A 16,744-nucleotide genomic window follows, 5' to 3' on the forward strand; every position below is an offset into this window, starting at 1 on the left:
CTGAGCCTTCGCCATATCTTTCTGAGCTTGCTCGGAGTGCGCAGCAGCGTCTTGGGCTTTGTCTTCGGATTTCCAACGACGACGGCGGCGGTTACGATCATCATGCGCATTATCGTTGGAGGGGGCGTGATGAAGATCAAGTTGGTTCCGTTCGTCATGGCGGCGGACGAAGTCGAGCGGCAGAGGGGCGTCCTTCGAGACGCATACGAGACGCTCATCGCATCCAGAGCTGAGCTCGAGCGCTTGAAGAGCGGGCCCGTGTCTGCGCTCTGGACGGAGGACGGAAAGTCTGTCGAACTCGCCGCCGCGTTCTCATCGCGATACGAGGCAGCACTCAAATGGCTGCAAGGGCTCGAGACTGAACTGCAAGAAGCATCTGCCGCGTTGGACATGGCCGTCGATGACGTCACGAAGCTGGACGAGCAGCAGGCGTCGACCCACAACGCTCTTTATCGCAGGACCGTCGGAACGACTGATTCAAACCGTACCGTCGAGGTCTGAAGGGAACGACAATGGGACAGAACATCGATCGTCTCAACCGGCTGAAGAGCAACCGCACGAACTTCGTGGCTGAGAATATGCGCAGTGCGCAGGCGGATTCGGTGAAAGCGGCAACAGCCGCGGTGAGTTCAGTGGCAACTGACGTCAGACGAGCTGCGCGCATCACATCGTTCGAAGGTGGGCAGGGTCTGGGCGAGAAGATCGCGGAAAAGCTCACCGACATCCATCGCCGCCTCGCTGATTTCTCTGACTACCAGAAGAAGCTCGGCACGCTGGTCGCTCAGGCCCACTCGGAGCTCGAAGGCACGGCGACGGGAGTCGACGGACTGCCGTCGGCAGAGCTGTCGCCTGCACAGCAGAGCACCCTCGACATCGCCGCGCAGACGGCTAGCCCGGTTCAGGTCCGTCCTGGCGTCACGATGACGCCAGCCCAGGCCCAGCAGTACTACCTGGACGAGGCTGCAGCTGCCCAGGAGGAGCAGGCCCGGCAGATGGCAGCGGCTCTCGATACGCGCCTGCAGGAGATCATCGACAGCATGCCGGTCACGGACTATGACGAGCCGGAGCCTACGGATGACCCTTCGGAGAACGAGGGCCCGGGTGGCAACTCTCCCGTGAACTATCCCGGCGTCAACGGAGGAGGCTCGGGCACCGGGGATTACGAGGGCCCTGGCGTCGTCGGCGGCATCGACGATGGTGACGACAAAGGCACCAAGACGGACCCGCCGCGTGTCGTCGACCCGCCTCGGGTGTACCCGCCCGTCGAACCTCCTGTGTACCCGCCTGTCGATCCCCCGGTGTACCCGCCCGAGCCCCCGGAGACGACGTGGCCCGACCCGGGCGACACGGATGGCGTTGACCGGCCGCGTGTCGACGGCGGCACCGACGGCGTGACCGGCGGCGGCGGCGGATCGGGCCTCACCGGTGGGGTCGGCGGCACGGTCGGAGGCGGTGGCGGTGGCGGCGGAACCTCCGGGTCGGTCGGCGGCGCAGGAGGCCTCGTCGGCGGTGCCGGTGGCGTCGTCGGCGGCGCGGCCGCGGGCCTCGCCGGACGTCTCGGCGCTGGCGGCGGGCTCATCGGCGGCGTCGGCGGAGTCGGCGGAGTGGGTGGCGTCGGCGGTACCGGGACGGGTGCAGGCGCGAGCGGCGTCGTCGCCCAGTCGGGTGCCGCGAACGGCGGACGCGGTGGCATGGTCGGCGGCGCGGCCGCCGGCGGCGGAGCCGGGGGCGGCAGCGACAAGCGCAACCGCCGCCGCGGACAGGACCTCCTCGCCTTCGAGGTCGAACCGGATGACGACCAGATCGCTCCCGATCTCGGGGCTGCCGGCGCTGCCGGCCGCTCGGCGTCCGACGGACGCGAAGAGCTCGGCTGGTAACGAAGAACTCTCGACCGGGGCCTCACGTCCTACAGAGAAAGCCGCTCACCCGTGGGGTGAGCGGCTTTTCTCGTATCAGCGCGTGAGCGGACCCGTCAGCGCGTGAGCGGACCCGTTGGTGCGTGAGCGGATCCATTGGTGCGTGAGCGGACCCGTCCACGCGAGCGCGAGCTGTCCGAACGGAAGTGGATGCCGTCGTCGTCAGACCGCGACGATCTGGATCAGGCAGTCGCCGACCTGCAGGGTCATGCCCGATGTCAGCCCGAATCGCTGGTGCGGAGTCATCGGCCCCGACCGGCCGTCGGCCGTGCGCAGCGACGAGCCGTTGCCCGAGCCGAGGTCCTCGAACCACGGCTGACCGTCGACCACCCCGAAGCGACCGTGGGTGCGCGACACCGAGCGGTCTCCGTCGGGCACTGCGACGAGCACGGCCTCGGCATGCTCCCCTTCGGGCACACGCGGGGCGCGACCGATGTACCCCAGCCCGGTGATCGGCACGGTCGTGCCGTCGGTGAACTGCAGGGCGACGACCGCCTGCGGAGCCTCGGAGGGCACGGGGGATGCGGTCGGCTGCGCATCGGTCGGCGCAGGCGGAACAGCGGCGGCGGCGGCCGGAGTCGCGGGCGCCTGGGAGGCCGGAGCGCCCGCCTGCGTCAGGCGCGCGGCCGATCGCGTCGTGGGCCTCTCTGCAGGCGCCTGGGTCGCGGGCGGTGCCGATTCCGCGGCCGGCACCGCATCCACGACGGCGGGGGAAGGAGATCCCAGGGGCGTCGATTCGACAGCCGGCGTCACGACAGCCGGCGTCACGACAGCGGGCGCCACGACCGCGGGTGTCGGCACCGCAGGCTCACTCGGCGTGGCCGGCCCCTCGGTCACGGGTGTCGCGGGTGTCGAGGGGAGTGCGGACGGTCGGGCGCCGCGTCCGGCCACTCGGCGATACGCGAGCTCCGCGTCGCCGCCGAGCACCAGCACGTCGCCCGGCACGAGGAAGTACGGGTTGTGCGCGCTCAGCTCGGTCTCGCTGCCGCCGAGGTGCCGCACCGCCGCACCGTTCGCCGAGCCCAGGTCCTGCACCCACAGCTTCCCGTCCTCCACGCCGAAGGCGGCGTGGGTGCGCGACAGCGAGCGGGTGCCGTCGGGCACGCGTACGAGGATCGCGTCGGGAATGGTCTCCGGAGCGCGGGGCGCGCGGCCGATGTAGCCGAGGCCGGTGGCCTCGATCACGGTGCCGTCCGAGAGCTCGAACACGGCCACGCTGCCGGCATCGACGGGGTCGGAGACCGGTGCCGCGACGACCGGCTGCGACGGCGACAGCGGCGTCTGGCTGATGACCCCCGGCGCGGCCGCGATGACCCCCGCCGCGGCATCGGGCCCGGTGACCCTGGCTTCGAGATCCGGTGCGAGGAACATGCCGTCCGTCGCGGCGCTGCGGGTCTTGCGCACATCGATGACGCGGGCGCGCCCCAGGCCGTCGAGAACCCCTGCGGCTGCGAGGCCCACGGGCAGCAGCACGGGGATCACGTGCGCGAGGCCCATCACCAGGTTGCGCAGGAACAGGCCGCGCGCACCGACGCTGGCATCCTTGTCGCGCTGCACGGTGCGCAGGCGGCAGATCAGGTTCCCGGGCGTCGCCCCGGTGTGGCCCTCCCACACCCAGCCGATGGCCCACAGCTCGATCACGGTCACGGCGACGAGCACGAGCGATCCGGTGAGCACCCAGACCAGCGTCGCGATGACCGCGATGATCCCGATGTCGATCAGGTAGGCGCCTGCGCGCTGGCCTGCGGTGGCGCGCACCCCCGGCGCAGCCGTGCGGACGGGGGATGCCGGTGGCCGCAGTCGCGCGGCCGGAGGGGCGATGGTCATGAGAAGACCTCCAGGATCTGCCCAGCGATGCCGGAACCGTACAGCAGCGCCGCGGGGGCCAGGGCGAGGAACAGGCCCTCGACGATGTCACCGGTGCGGGACCAGCCGAGGGAACGCCAATCCCGAGCCAGCGGCACGGTCAGCGAGGCGACGATCGCGCCGGCGATGATCACGACGACGGCGACGAGCAAGGCGCTCAGCTGCAGTGCGATCACCAGGGCCGCCGCAGAGGCCACGGCGACGACGGTTCCCGTGACGAGCGCGGCCGCCCGGGCGACCCCGTCGCGCAGCATCCGTGCGGTGAGCAGGAAGTAGCATCCGACGCCCAGCGCTCCGCCGAGGACGCACCACGTCTCGACCGAGGGGCCGGAGGTGTCTATCGACGCGGCCGTGACCACCACGGTGTAGATCGTCGACAGCAGAGCGAGTGCGCAGGCGATGACGATCCCCGCCTCGGATCTGCGGCGAGCGAGTTGGAACTGCCGACGTGCGGTGTCGGCTCCGACGGGGGACGGCTCCCGTGGAGGCGTCTGTCGAAGACCCTGCGCGTCGCGGATGACGTAGGGCGTATCGATGAGCTCGCTCGCGTCGACGTCGAGGGCGGCGGCCCGGATGAAGTGGAAGACCGGCACGGCGCAGGCGACCTGCACGGCCGTGATCACCACGGCGGGGACACCGGCGAGGAACGCGGCGGCGTTCAGCACTGCGAGCACCGACCACATCACCGCGATCACCGCGGTGGTCGCGGCGGCCAGCCGCCCGCGCATCAGCGCCTGCGCGTGACGCACGCAGGCGATCGTCGCCCCCATCACGAAACCCGCGGCCATCATCGCGCCGGTGTCGTGGAAGACCGAGAGGGCGACCGCGCCGGCCGCGCCGCCGAGCACCGGCGCGACGAAGGCGACGTAGATGGTGGAGTCCCGCACCGGCTGGGCCAGCAACGTCAGCGCGCCGACGAGCAGCAGCACTGTCGCCACGGAGACGACGGTCGCCGACGGCATGATCACCGCGCACGACACGAGCACCATGGTGATCGCGAGCAGCAGAGCGAGCAGCAGGGTGTTCCTGCGCGGCTGCCCCGCGGACGCCGCATCCTTCGCGGACGTGTCGGAGCCGTCGGCCGACGCCGTCGCAGTGCGGTCGAACAGCCAGATCACGCCGCCGTCGCCGGGGATGACCGACACTTCGCTGTCGAGGTCGATCGCCGCCCCGGAGGTGGTCGTGCCGACGTACCGCTTCAGGTCGACGCCGCCGACCGTGAGCAGCTCTGCGACCGTCGAATCGGCGGGGACGACCAGGTCGTTGCGCCCGTTCGCATCAGCTACGGTGAGGCGTATCGTCTTCGCTGACATCCTCGCCTCTCGATGTTCCGACGCACAATGCCGGTTCCGCGCGGCATCCTGACACAATAGTAGGTGACTCGAGGAGGGCCAGTCGTGAGCATCACCAGCAATCGCCGCGCGCCGAAACCGCCGGCAGGCGGACAGCTCACGCTGCAGCAGGCGCCCGAGCTGCCCAAGCCCGAAGGTGCGTCGAACACCCTGATGATGGCCCTGCCGATGGTGGGCAGCCTCGGCTCGGTCGCGGTGCTCTCGCTCACTCAGGGCGGAGATGCGACCCGCACGTACATCATGGGCGGTCTGTTCCTCTTCATGGCCCTGTCGATGGTGGGCGGGCAGATGTGGCGGCAGAAGTCGCAGCACTCGACGAACGTCGAGAACACGCGACGCGAATACCTCGCCTACCTCTCCGAGACCCGAGACGCGGTGCGCGAGGTCGCCTCGCGACAGCGCCGGTACGAGGAGTGGATGCTGCCCGCACCCGACTCGCTCCCCTTCGTCGCCGAGGAGGGATCCCGCGTGTGGGAACGCCCCGCCGGTGACCCGCAGTTCCTGGTGACCCGAGTGGGCACGGCCACTCAGCCGCTCGCCATGACGCTCGACGAGGCCCCCATCCCGCCGCTCGCCCAGCTCGACCCGGTGAGCGCATCGGCGGCGCACCGCTTCGTGCTCACCCACGACCAGGTGCCCGACCTGCCGCTCGGACTCAACATCAGCACGTGTGCGCGCATCGAGGTCGTCGGCGACATCGTGCGCGGGCGGGGGCTGGCCCGCGCCATGGTCTCGCATCTCACCACCTTCACCGCGCCCGAGGATCTGCAGGTCGCCGTCATCGCCTCGGCGGCCGACCTGCCGTACTGGGAGTGGGCGAAGTGGCTGCCGCACGCGCAGTCCGACAGTCGCAAGGACGCCGTCGGCGGTGCCCGCCGCATCGGCTCGTCGTGGGCCGAGGTCGAGCCGCTGATCGCCGACATCCGCTCGCGCGGACCGGTCAGCGGTCGCGGCGGGGGCGCGATGCCTCACATCGTGGTCATCCTCGACGGCGTCGAACTGCCCCAGGGCAACCTCCTCGACGAGGAGGGCGGCGTCGACGGCGTCACCGTCATCGACATCGCTCGCGAATGGGCGGAGCTCACCGACCCGCTCACTGTCCGCCTGATCCTCGACGGCGCCGACGGGGAGAAGCTCACTGTCGCCCGCCGCAGCATGGGCATGGTCCCGGCGAGCCCCGACTTCCTCGGGATCAGCTCGGCCGAAGCGGTGGCGCGGCGTCTCACCGGCCTCGGTGAGAGCGCTCAGGACGAGGAGGCGGGCGGCGCGCGCACGATCAGCGCCGAGCTGACCGATCTGCTGAACCTCCCCGATGTGCGGGACTTCGACCCGGATGTGGCCTGGAAGCCCCGCTCCGCGCGCGATCGCCTGCGAGTCCCGATCGGGTTGACGAGCACCGGCCAGCCGATGATCCTCGACATCAAGGAATCCGCCCAGCAGGGCATGGGGCCGCACGGCATGCTCATCGGCGCCACCGGCTCGGGAAAGTCCGAGGTGCTGCGCACCCTGGTCCTCTCCCTGGCGATGACGCACTCGTCCGAAGCGCTGAACTTCGTGCTGATCGACTTCAAGGGCGGTGCGACCTTCGCGGGCATGGCGGATATGCCGCACGTCTCCGCCGTCATCACCAACCTCGGTGACGACCTCACTCTGGTCGACCGCATGCAGGACGCCATCCAGGGGGAGATGACCCGGCGCCAGGAGCTGCTGCGCGACGCCGGCAACTTCGCCAACGTCACCGACTACGAGGCCGCCCGCAAGGGTGGTCGTACCGATCTCAAGCCGCTCCCCGCGCTGCTGATCGTCGCCGACGAGTTCTCCGAGCTGCTCGCCGCGAAGCCCGACTTCACCGAGCTGTTCGTCGCGATCGGCCGACTCGGTCGATCGCTGCAGGTGCACCTCCTGCTCTCGACCCAGCGGCTGGAAGAGGGCAAGCTGCGCGGACTCGACTCCCACCTGTCGTACCGGATCGGTCTGAAGACGTTCTCCGGTGCCGACTCGCGCGCGGTCATCGGCGTCCCCGATGCGTTCACGCTCCCCGGCGGTGGCGGCCACGGCATCCTGAAGTCGGATGCCGAGACCCTCACGCAGTTCCGCGCCGCGTACGTGTCGGCTCCGCCCAAGACCCGCCGGCGCAAGCCGGGCGCGACGGCCGAGGCCGACGGTTCCGGGGCGGAGGTCCGGGCGATCGAGGCCAGATCGTTCACGGCCGCACCCGTGCTCGAGCAGGAGAACTCCGAGGATCAGGCTCCCGCCCTCGACGTCGTGCGGGGCGAGGCGCCCGAGCAGCGGGTGACCTTCGACATCGCCGTCGCGCAGATGAAGGGGCGCAGCATGCCCGCCCACCAGGTGTGGCTGCCTCCGCTCGACGTGCCGGCGACGTTCGACGAGATGCTCGGCGATCTGGTCGAAGACCCGCAGCTCGGACTGATCTCGCCGCGGTGGCGGCAGGCCGGCCCTCTCACGATTCCGCTGGGCACCGTGGACCGACCGCTCGAGCAGCGTCGAGATCGGCTGACGGTGACGCTCACCGGTGCGGGCGGCCACCTCGCGATCGTCGGCGGCGCGCGCAGCGGCAAGAGCACCCTCGCCCGCAGCGTGCTCACCGGCATCGCGCTGACGCACACTCCGCAGGAGGTGCAGTTCTACGTCATGGACTTCGGCGGCGGAACCTTCGTGCCGTTCGCCAAGATGGCGCATGTCGCCGGTGTCGCCGGCCGCAACCAGCCCGACGTCCTCCGACGCATGTTCCAGGAGGTCGTCGGCATCGTCAACGCGCGCGAGCGCTATTTCACGGCCAACTCGATCGATTCGATCGAGACCTATCGGCGTCTGCGCGCGCAGGGGCGGGCTGATGACGGCTACGGCGACGTGTTCCTCATCATCGACGGCTGGCCCACGATCCGCGCCGAGTTCGACGAGATGGAGTTCGAGATCCAGTCGCTCGCAGGGCGGGCGCTCACCTTCGGTGTGCACATCGTGGCGACGACCTCTCGGTGGATGGACTTCCGCACCGCGATCCGCGACACGTTCGGGTCGAAGCTCGAACTGCGCCTCGGCGACACCAGCGATTCGGAGATCGACCGCAAGGTCGCCGTCAACGTGCCGCTCAGCCGCCCCGGTCGCGGACTCGCGCCGTCGAAGCACCACATGCTCACCGCTCTGCCGCGCGTCGACGGCTCCGGTGATCCCGACACGCTCAGCGAGGGCGTCGAACACCTGATCGAGCGCGTGAACGCGGCGTGGAAGGGTCCCCGCGGCCCCAAGCTGCGTCTGCTGCCCGAGATGCTCGAGCTCTCGACGCTGCAGCAGCTGGCTGCCGGCACCCCGCTGCAGAACCAGGTGCTTCTGGGCGTCGACGAGGCGGCGCTCGCCCCCTCCGCGTTCGACGTGCGGCGCAACCCGCACCTGTACCTGTTCGGCGACAGCCAGTCGGGCAAGTCGAGCTTCCTGCGCACGTTCGCGCACGAGGTGATGCGCACGACGACTCCTCAGTCGGCGCAGATCTTCGTCGTCGACTACCGGCGTGCGCTGCTGTCGGAGATCCCCGAGGAGTACCTCGCCGGGTACTACACGACCGCGCAGCAGGCGTCGGACGAGCTGGGCGGCCTCGCCGAGTACCTGCGAGGGCGGATGCCGGGGCCCGACATCACGCCTCAGCAGCTGCGCGACCGCTCGTGGTGGACGGGCGCAGAGGTCTACGTCCTCGTCGACGACTACGACCTGGTCAACACGCAGTCCGGCAATCCGATCGCCGTGCTGCAGCCGCTTCTGGCGCAGGCGACGGACGTCGGACTGCACCTGATCATCGCCCGCCGCTCGGGTGGCGCGTCACGGGCGACGTTCGAGCCGGTCATGCAGACGCTCCGCGACCTCGCGGCTCCCGGCATCCTGCTCTCGGGCAGCCCCGACGAGGGGCCGCTGATCGGCAACGTGAAGGCGACCCCGGCGGTGCCGGGGCGCGCCAGGGTGATCACCCGCGAACGCGGGCTGCAGACCATGCAGCTCGCCTTCGCCCCGACGTCGCACCCGTAGCGAGCAGTCAGCATGCAGGGTGGGCAGAGCTACCCATGGGCATACGCGCACGAGCGCCGTATGGTGTTACTTGTCACCGAAACATCGGCGGCACGGCCCTCCGGGGCTGACTCACACAGGGCGGTTTCGCCCATACGACCAGGAGGTGACCGTGAGCGGAGAGATTTCTGCAGCGGATGGGGCCCTGCAGCGGGGCGCCGGGATCGTCAGCAGCTCGAAGCAGGACATCATCGGCGAGCTGAACTCGATTCAGTCTCAGCTGTCAAGCATCGGATCGTCGTGGCAGGGCGCGGGGGCCGCGGCGTTCACGCAGACCTTCCAGGCGTGGCAGGAGAAGTCCCGCCGCATCACGAACGCTCTGGACGAGTTCGAGCAGAACCTGCGCGACTCGCAGTCGGCCTACACGCAGACCGACGACACGTCTGCGCAGTCGCAGAACAAGTTCATGGGCCGTCTCGGCTGAGACCGGAGGGAAAAAGATCATGAGTGGTAACGGATACAAGATGCAGTTCGGCGCCGTCGACACGGCGGGTGCCGACCTCGTTCGCGGCGCGAACAACATCGACAACAAGCTCTCCCAGATGGAGGACGCGCTCAAGCCGCTCCAGGCGGACTGGACCGGTTCGGCCTCCGAGGCGTACATCCAGGCCAAGGCCAAGTGGAACGCGGCCCTGACCGAGATGAAGGCGCTCCTGAACGACATCGGACGCCAGGTCTCGCAGGACTCGCAGGACGGTCAGGCGAACGAGAACAGGAACATGAACCGCTGGTGATCCCGCGGTGAGAGTTCGAGCCGGCTGTCGCCCCTCAGGGGGTGACAGCCGGCTCTCTCTGTGTCTACGGGGCTGCGGGTCGGCGACTGTGCCCGGGGTGATGTGCCGCGCGGCTCAGCGGGCGGCGTCGGCCAGGTGGCGAGCGTCGTGGCTCAGCACCTTGACGATGATGCCGTGGCCGCGCAGCTCCTTGGCGGTGCGGGCACCCTCTTCTGCGTCGCGCCCGAGGGCGTTGATGTTCGCCACGACGAGGACGTCGCCGGGCTTGAGCGTCGCGATCAGGCGCGAGAGCCGGTCGCTCCAGGACTCGAGGATGTCGGGGGCCGGGTGACGGAATCCCTCGATGGGAACCCCGAACCGGGTGAGGTCCTCACGCTGCTCGACGACCGAGGGCATGCCCTCTCGCGAGACGACGAGTCCGACCAGGCGCGACCCGTCCGGGCGCGCGACCCAGAAGTCGCGGTTCTGCTGCAGCTCGGTGAAGCACTTCGGACACTCCGCGGCCGCGTGCGGCAGGTGCAGCGGACTCGTCAGGGCCTCGTCGACGGATGCCGTCGTCTTCATCGGATCGATCGTCTCGCTCATCGCGCACCTCCGGGATCCATTCTGCCCTGCCGGAGCCGTCCGTGGCGACCGTTCAGAGCATCCCGAGGGCTCGTACCGCCTCGCGCTCCTCGGCCAGCTCGGCGACGGAGGCGTCGATGCGCGATCGTGCCCAGTCGCTGACGTCGAGGCCCTCGACGATGCGCCACTCTCCGTCGACCGCGCGCACCGGGAACGACGAGATCAGGCCCTCGGGCACGCCGTACTCGCCGTGCGACACGACGCCCGCCGAGGTCCAGTCGTCGGTGCCGTGCACCCAGTCGCGCACGTGCTCGATCGTCGCGTTCGCGGCCGACGCCACCGACGACGATCCGCGCACCGCGATGATCTCGGCCCCGCGCTTCGCGACTCGGGGGATGAAGGTCTCGTCGAGCCAGGCGGGGACGTCGCCGACGATGCGCTCGAGCGCCTCCGTCACCGGCCGGCCGGCGACCGTCGCGTGCGACACGTCGGGGAACTGCGTCGCGGAGTGGTTGCCCCAGATCGGGACTCGGCGCACCGTGTCGACGGGCACGGCGAGGGTCTGCGCCAGCTGCGCCCTCGCGCGGTTCTCGTCGAGTCTGGTCAGGGCGCTGAAGCGCTCGGCGGGGACGCCGTCGGCCGCGGCCGCGGCGATGAGCGCGTTCGTGTTGGCCGGGTTGCCTACGACCGTGACGCGCACGCCGTCGGCGGCGTGTGCGGCGATCGCGGCACCCTGCGGTCCGAAGATGCCGGCGTTCGCGGCGAGGAGGTCACCGCGCTCCATGCCGGGGCCGCGCGGGCGGGCGCCGACCAGCAGCGCCAGGTCGGCGCCGTCGAATCCCACGGCGGGGTCGTCGGTCACCTCGACGTGTTCCAGCAGGCCGAAGGCGCCGTCCTGCAGCTCGAGCGCCGCCCCCTCGGCCGCACCCAGCCCCTGAGGGATCTCCAGCAGTCGCAGCCGCACCTTCTCCTCCGGCCCGAGGAGGTCGCCGGCGGCGATGCGGAACAGCAGCGCGTATCCGATCTGTCCGCCGGCACCGGTCAGTGTGATCGTGGTCGTCATGACCCGAGCCTACGTCCGGGCGAGGCGGTCCGGGCGGGGCGTCGTGCGGAGTACCCTCATGGCATGACCTTCAACCCAGACGCCGACGTCTCCGGCAACACCGCTCGCCGACGGGGCCGCGGGGCCGTCGTGGCAGGGGCGGGCGGGGTCGGCCTGCTCGGCCTCATCGCCCTCATCGCCGGGCCTCTTCTGGGCATCGATCTGACCGGTCTGCTCGGCGGCACGGGCACCACCGGCGGCGGCTCCGAGCCCGAGGGCGGCAGCGTGATCGAGAACTGCCTCACCGGTGAGGACGCGAACGAGGACGTCGACTGTCGGGTGGCGAGCGCGCAGCTCGCGCTCGACGGGTTCTGGGAGGACCGCATCGACCAGTACCGGGCTCCGCAGCTCATCATCGTCGACGGCGCGACCTCGACCGCCTGCGGCACCGCGTCGAACGCGGTGGGGCCGTTCTACTGCCCGCCCGAGGAGACGGTCTACGTCGACCCGACGTTCTTCGACCTCATGCAGCAGCAGTTCGGAGCATCCGCGGGGGATCTCGCGCAGCTGTACATCGTGGGCCACGAGTGGGGCCACCACATCCAGTACATCACCGGCGTGATGGACCGGTACCCGAACAACGGCACGGGCCCGGACAGCAACGGCGTGCGCATCGAACTGCAGGCCGACTGCTACGCGGGTGCCTGGATCGGACGGATGACCGAGGAGAAGGACAAGAACGGCGTTCCCTACCTGCAGGCTCCCACCGAGGCCGAGATCACGGATGCCCTGAATGCGGCGAACACCGTCGGTGACGACAACATCCAGCAGCAGTCGTCCGGATCGGTGAACCCTGAGAGCTTCACGCACGGCACCAGCGCGCAGAGGCAGGGGTGGTTCGCCAGCGGGTACAAGTACGGACTCGACGTGTGCGCCGATCCGCTGACCGTGTCCGGCGCAGAGCTCTAGGGCGACGGCGATGGACCTGGACGCACTGTATCCGCCGATCGAGCCGTACGAGACCGGCGAGTTGCTCGTCGGCGACGGGCATCGTCTGTACTGGGAGGTCAGCGGCAACCCCGAGGGCAAGCCCGTGGTGTTCCTGCACGGCGGACCCGGGAGCGGCACCTCGCCCTGGCAGCGGCGGTTCTTCGACCCCGCCGTGTATCGGATCGTGCTGTTCGACCAGCGAGGCTGCGGCCGCAGCACCCCGCATGCGAGCGCGCCGGACGCCGATCTGCGCTTCGTCACGACCGCGCACCTGATCGCCGACATCGAGCTGCTGCGCAGGAATCTCGGGGTCGAGCAGTGGCAGGTGTTCGGCGGGTCGTGGGGGAGCGCCCTCGCCCTCGCCTACGCGCAGGCGCATCCGGATGCCGTCAGCGAACTCGTGCTGCGCGGCATCTTCACGCTGCGTCGCGAGGAGCTGGAGTGGTTCTACGAGGGCGGCGCGGCGGCACTGTTCCCCGATCTGTGGGAGGAGTACATCGCCCCCATCCCGGTGCTGGAGCGCTCGCACCTGATCCGGGCGTATCACCGGCGGCTGTTCGATCCCGACCCCGCCGTGCACGAGCCCGCCGCCGTCGCGTGGTCGCGGTGGGAGGCGTCGACGGTGACGCTGCGTCCGAATGCGGCGCAGATCGAGGCGATGTCGGACCCTCGCACCGCGACGGCGTTCGCCCGCATCGAGAACCACTTCTTCGTGAATCGCGGCTGGTGGACGGAAGGGCAGCTGATCGCCGGCGTCGAGGGCATCCGACACATCCCCGCCGTCATCGTGCAGGGGCGTCACGACGTCTGCACGCCGATGATGACCGCCTGGGATCTGCACACGGCGTGGCCGGAGGCGGACTTCGTGGTCATCGACGATGCCGGTCACTCGGCAGCCGAGCCCGGCATCCAGCGTGCGCTGCGGGCAGCGACCGATCGCTTCGCCGGCTGACGTCGACATCGGCCGGCTGATGCCGATCGTCAGGCGCGCAGCGCCCCCGTCAGGGTCTTCAGGAGTCCGAGGATGCCGCCGTCGGCACGGAAGCGGGTCAGTCCTTCGCTCACCGCCGCGCCGGTGCGGGACGACACGAACCACGGCGGCTTCGGAAGGATCGTGAAGCGTCCGCCGCCGTTGGCGAGGGGCAGTGATCGCGGGAACGGCCGGAACGGAGCACGGACGACCGACCGCTCGACGTCATCGAGCAGCAGTGCGTTGTGCACGACGCCGATCCCGCTGCCGACATCGTCGATCGTGCTTCCGGGGAACGCGCCCCAGGTCAGGGTCGGCGTGAGGAAGCCGAAGGCCGTCCAGCCGTTGACGGCGATCGAGCCGTAGCGCAGCGCCGCCACGGAGCGGTCGAACCCGGCGCCGAGCTTCTTCTCGGTCGCCGGGTCGATCAGGAGGTTCGCGCCGAGCGTGCCCTGCAGCTGCTCGTTCGCGTAGGCGACGGCGGTGTCGAGGAACTCCTGCCCGGTGCCGGGAACGGAGACGACGCCGAGGACGGGCGCGAAGTACTCGGTGCGCTGCAGCGCCGCCGCATCCTCGCCCCCCGTGATCTCGACCAGCAGCCGATCTCCGAGGACGAGAGCGCCGGGGTAGGCGTCGTTCGCGAGGTCCATCCGCGACGTCGCGCCCGGATACCAGGTCGGCCGCTCGGGGGCGTTCGCGTACGCCCGTCGGAGTGCCGTGCGGAAGTCGTCGGCCTGCGCCCAGTCGGACGACAGGATCACCACCTGGCCGGCGATGCAGTTGTGGCCGCTGTTCTGCAGGCGCATGGTGGCGACGTGCTCCGCCTGATAGGCGAGGTCGGCATCCGTCCACTCGCCCGGAACGATGATGATCGGCGACACTCCACCGAGCTCCGCCGTGATGGGCTTCTGCAGTCGGGGGGTGTTCGCGCGACGGCGCTCGACCGCATCCGCCCCCGTCCCCCAGACGATCGCGTCGAAGGTCGCCGCCGAACCCGTGATGTGCACGTGCACCAGCTCGGGATGCCCGGTCAGGTAGGCGCCGACCGCCGGGCCGCCCCGCACGATGCGCAGCAGTCCGAGGCCGATCAGCGGGGCGAGTGCGCGCTTGTACACCGGCACGAGGGCGTCCTGTGTCGGGTTGACCTTCAGCAGGGCGACGCGGTTGTGGGCGAGCAGCTCGTACAGCACGTCGAGCACGGGGATGGAGGTGATGTTGCCCGCTCCGAGCACGAGCCCGACGCCCCCGGATTCCGACGGCGTGCGCTGCGCGAGTCCGGCCGCCGCCCTGGCGCGGCTCGGGGTGGTGCCGGGCTTCAGCCACACCTCGCCGGTGTAGCCCGAGAGCAGGATGCGGTCGATCCCGGTCAGAGGGAACGCGTGCACGCGGGTGCGTCCGCCGGGTGCACGGTCGATGCGCACGCCGTCGAGCGGATTCGTCCCGTGCGCCAGCCGTGAGAGCGTCTCGATGCAGGCGTCGAGGGCGCCCAGCACGCTGTACGGTCCGCTGAGCCACTCCTCGCCGCGCAGCGGATGGCGTCCGTCGAGCCCTTTCGAGGCGGCGGCGGTCCTGGCCCAGTCCTCGGCGGCGGCGGCCACGCCGGTACGCACGCCGCGCAGCAGGGTGACGCGCTGCGCGAGGGTCAGCGCCGCCCAGGTGCGGCTGCCCGCCTGCAGCTCGCCGATCGCCTCATCGAGGCAGGCCCGCTCTCCGTCGTCCAGCTCCGGGCTCATCGATCCGGTGGGTGCGGTCGCGGAAGTCATCGGCGTCTCCTTCTGACGGGATCCCAGCTTAGGCCGCGCCCGCGAGTCACGCGTCGATGCCTCACGCCTCGATGTCGGAGCGGCGCAGCCGGTATCGACGCAGCGTCAGCAGGCTCGCGAGCATGAGCACCGCGGGCAGGATGCTGAAGCTGATCACGATGCCGGTGACGGCGGCGTCGGGCTGCTGCGCGGTCGTGCCGGCGACGGTCGAGATGTACCCGGTGGCCGCGAGCGTCAGGGAGACCGTCGTCGCACCGAGGGCGAAGCCGATGGTCTCGCCCGCGGTCCACACGCCCGTGAAGGTGCCGGCCCGGCCCTTGCCGCTGCGCTGCTCGTCGTGCGAGATCACGTCCGGCAGCATCGCCATCGGCAGGGACTGGAGCCCCGCGTACGCGATGCCCGCGATCCCGATCGAGCCGTACATCCACCCGCCGGGGAGCCAGGCGGCGATCACGAGCGTCGCCGAGGCCGCCGTGAACAGGATGCTCGCGACGGCGAACGCCCGCTCCTTGCCGATCCGCCGGGAGACCGCGGTCCATACGGGGGTCGCGACCAGGGCCGGGCCGACCAGCGACAGGAACACGAGGGTGACCGCATCCTCGCTGCGCAGCACCCAGGTGGCGACATACTGGGCGGCGGCGAGCATCGTCCCGGTCGCGAGAGCCTGCAGGAGGAACGTGCCCAGCAGCGCGCGGAAGGGCTGACTGCGCCGCAGCGTCTGCAGGCCGGCCGCGTAGGGGGCGCGGAACCCGGTGGCGGCGACGGCCGCCTCGGGCGGTGCATCCGCGCCGGGCAGCGGGGCGGCATCCGCGGTGCGGGAGGCGATGAGCATCCCGACCCCGATCGCGACGCCCGCGACGACGCCCATCAGCAGGTACCCGGCGACCGGGTCCGCGCCGGCACGGCGCAGCTCGGGACCGCCTGCTCCGAAGAGCAGGATCGCGGCGGTGAGCACGACGACCCGCCAGCCCAGCAGGCGCGTGCGTTCGTCGTAGCCGCGGGTGAGCTCGGCGGGCAGCGCCACGTAGGGCACCTGGAAGAGGCTGAACGAGGTGGCGGTGGCGAGGAACGCCAGGAACACGCAGATCGCTCCCGCGGTGGGCCCCCAGGACGGAGGCACCGCGAAGGTCAGCGCGAAGAAGAGCGGAAGCGTGAGCGCCCCCACGACCATGAACCCGCGACGCGAGCCGATCCGTGCGTACTGGCGGTCGGAGGCTGCGCCGATGAGCGGATCGATCACGACGTCCCACACCTTCGCCGCCGTCACGATCAGGCCCGCGACGAGGGCCGCGACACCGAGGTTGTCGGTGAGGAAGTAGGTGAGGACCAGCCCGGGAAGGGTGGCGTAGCCGCCGGTGCCGAGCGAGCCCACCGCGTACAGCGCGATCGTTCGCGGGGAGAGACGGACGGACGCGCGTTCCGGCCGAGCCACGGAGCTCATCGCGCCAGTGTAGCGGTGGGGGACTCCCCTGC

At 70.5% G+C, this 16,744-nt stretch carries 13 protein-coding genes; 7 read left to right on the forward strand and 6 right to left on the reverse strand.

The genetic code is table 11. The annotated features are described in order from the left end of the window. Positions 1-501, forward strand: a 501-nt coding sequence (locus ABTZ43_RS10635) for a hypothetical protein (protein ID WP_350538762.1), incomplete at its 5' end; no start/stop codon positions are given. A gap of 11 nt (positions 502-512) precedes the next feature. Continuing rightward, entirely contained in the window at positions 513-1,877 is a 1,365-nt protein-coding gene (locus ABTZ43_RS10640; RefSeq protein WP_350538763.1) for a hypothetical protein, read from the forward strand. 201 nt (positions 1,878-2,078) lie between these two features. Here ABTZ43_RS10640 and ABTZ43_RS10645 read toward each other — a convergent pair whose 3' ends face one another. Further along, entirely contained in the window at positions 2,079-3,743 is a 1,665-nt protein-coding gene (locus ABTZ43_RS10645) for an FHA domain-containing protein (protein WP_350538764.1), read from the reverse strand. Beyond that, the gene (locus tag ABTZ43_RS10650) at positions 3,740-5,095 is read right to left on the reverse strand and encodes a hypothetical protein (RefSeq protein WP_350538765.1); all 1,356 of its coding nucleotides are present in this window, start codon (positions 5,093-5,095) and stop codon (positions 3,740-3,742) included. Before ABTZ43_RS10650 ends, ABTZ43_RS10645 begins: the two co-directional genes overlap by 4 nt. Before the next feature lie 84 nt (positions 5,096-5,179). Between ABTZ43_RS10650 and eccCa the strand changes: the two genes are divergently transcribed. The 3 genes from eccCa to ABTZ43_RS10665 all read left to right on the forward strand — a co-directional run bounded on the left by eccCa (position 5,180) and on the right by ABTZ43_RS10665 (position 9,942). Beyond that, on the forward strand, positions 5,180-9,169 hold the full coding sequence (eccCa, locus tag ABTZ43_RS10655) for a type VII secretion protein EccCa (protein ID WP_350538766.1): 3,990 nt from the start codon (positions 5,180-5,182) through the stop codon (positions 9,167-9,169). Between the two features lie 151 nt (positions 9,170-9,320). Next, positions 9,321-9,632, forward strand: a complete 312-nt coding sequence (locus ABTZ43_RS10660) for a WXG100 family type VII secretion target (RefSeq protein ID WP_045254915.1) — start codon at positions 9,321-9,323, stop codon at positions 9,630-9,632. Positions 9,633-9,651: 19 nt separating this feature from the next. Next, positions 9,652-9,942, forward strand: a complete 291-nt coding sequence (locus ABTZ43_RS10665; RefSeq protein WP_045254914.1) for a WXG100 family type VII secretion target — start codon at positions 9,652-9,654, stop codon at positions 9,940-9,942. Positions 9,943-10,056: 114 nt separating this feature from the next. Here the strand turns inward: ABTZ43_RS10665 and ABTZ43_RS10670 are convergent, their stop codons facing one another. Next, positions 10,057-10,527, reverse strand: coding sequence for a recombinase family protein (locus ABTZ43_RS10670; protein ID WP_350538767.1), 471 nt, complete (start codon positions 10,525-10,527; stop codon positions 10,057-10,059). Positions 10,528-10,579: 52 nt separating this feature from the next. Then, positions 10,580-11,569: a malate dehydrogenase gene (locus ABTZ43_RS10675; protein ID WP_350538769.1), complete on the reverse strand. Its 990-nt coding sequence runs from the start codon at positions 11,567-11,569 to the stop codon at positions 10,580-10,582. 63 nt (positions 11,570-11,632) lie between these two features. Here ABTZ43_RS10675 and ypfJ point away from each other — a divergent pair, with 63 nt between their 5' ends. Then, a complete protein-coding gene (gene ypfJ / locus ABTZ43_RS10680; RefSeq protein WP_253385408.1) occupies positions 11,633-12,517 on the forward strand; it encodes a KPN_02809 family neutral zinc metallopeptidase in 885 nt (294 codons plus the stop codon). Between the two features lie 10 nt (positions 12,518-12,527). Continuing rightward, positions 12,528-13,490: a prolyl aminopeptidase gene (gene pip, locus ABTZ43_RS10685; protein ID WP_350538770.1), complete on the forward strand. Its 963-nt coding sequence runs from the start codon at positions 12,528-12,530 to the stop codon at positions 13,488-13,490. Positions 13,491-13,519: 29 nt separating this feature from the next. Here the strand turns inward: pip and ABTZ43_RS10690 are convergent, their stop codons facing one another. Together ABTZ43_RS10690 and ABTZ43_RS10695 are read right to left on the reverse strand one after the other, a co-directional pair. Continuing rightward, entirely contained in the window at positions 13,520-15,271 is a 1,752-nt protein-coding gene (locus ABTZ43_RS10690) for an aldehyde dehydrogenase family protein (protein WP_350538771.1), read from the reverse strand. Positions 15,272-15,332: 61 nt separating this feature from the next. Further along, positions 15,333-16,712, reverse strand: coding sequence for an MFS transporter (locus ABTZ43_RS10695; protein WP_350538772.1), 1,380 nt, complete (start codon positions 16,710-16,712; stop codon positions 15,333-15,335). Between the last annotated feature and the right edge of the window lie 32 nt (positions 16,713-16,744).

Source organism: Microbacterium sp. NPDC097977, assembly GCF_040302605.1.
In the GTDB taxonomy this organism is placed as follows: domain Bacteria; phylum Actinomycetota; class Actinomycetes; order Actinomycetales; family Microbacteriaceae; genus Microbacterium.

Coding starts and splice junctions, on each gene's coding strand:
- ypfJ (WP_253385408.1), top strand. CDS start 11,633: ATGACCTTCAACCCAGACGCCGACGTCTCCGGCAACACCGCTCGCCGA.
- pip (WP_350538770.1), top strand. CDS start 12,528: ATGGACCTGGACGCACTGTATCCGCCGATCGAGCCGTACGAGACCGGC.
- ABTZ43_RS10695 (WP_350538772.1), bottom strand. CDS start 16,712: ATGAGCTCCGTGGCTCGGCCGGAACGCGCGTCCGTCCGTCTCTCCCCG.
- ABTZ43_RS10640 (WP_350538763.1), top strand. CDS start 513: ATGGGACAGAACATCGATCGTCTCAACCGGCTGAAGAGCAACCGCACG.
- ABTZ43_RS10690 (WP_350538771.1), bottom strand. CDS start 15,271: ATGACTTCCGCGACCGCACCCACCGGATCGATGAGCCCGGAGCTGGAC.
- ABTZ43_RS10645 (WP_350538764.1), bottom strand. CDS start 3,743: ATGACCATCGCCCCTCCGGCCGCGCGACTGCGGCCACCGGCATCCCCC.
- ABTZ43_RS10675 (WP_350538769.1), bottom strand. CDS start 11,569: ATGACGACCACGATCACACTGACCGGTGCCGGCGGACAGATCGGATAC.
- ABTZ43_RS10670 (WP_350538767.1), bottom strand. CDS start 10,527: ATGAGCGAGACGATCGATCCGATGAAGACGACGGCATCCGTCGACGAG.
- ABTZ43_RS10650 (WP_350538765.1), bottom strand. CDS start 5,095: ATGTCAGCGAAGACGATACGCCTCACCGTAGCTGATGCGAACGGGCGC.
- ABTZ43_RS10665 (WP_045254914.1), top strand. CDS start 9,652: ATGAGTGGTAACGGATACAAGATGCAGTTCGGCGCCGTCGACACGGCG.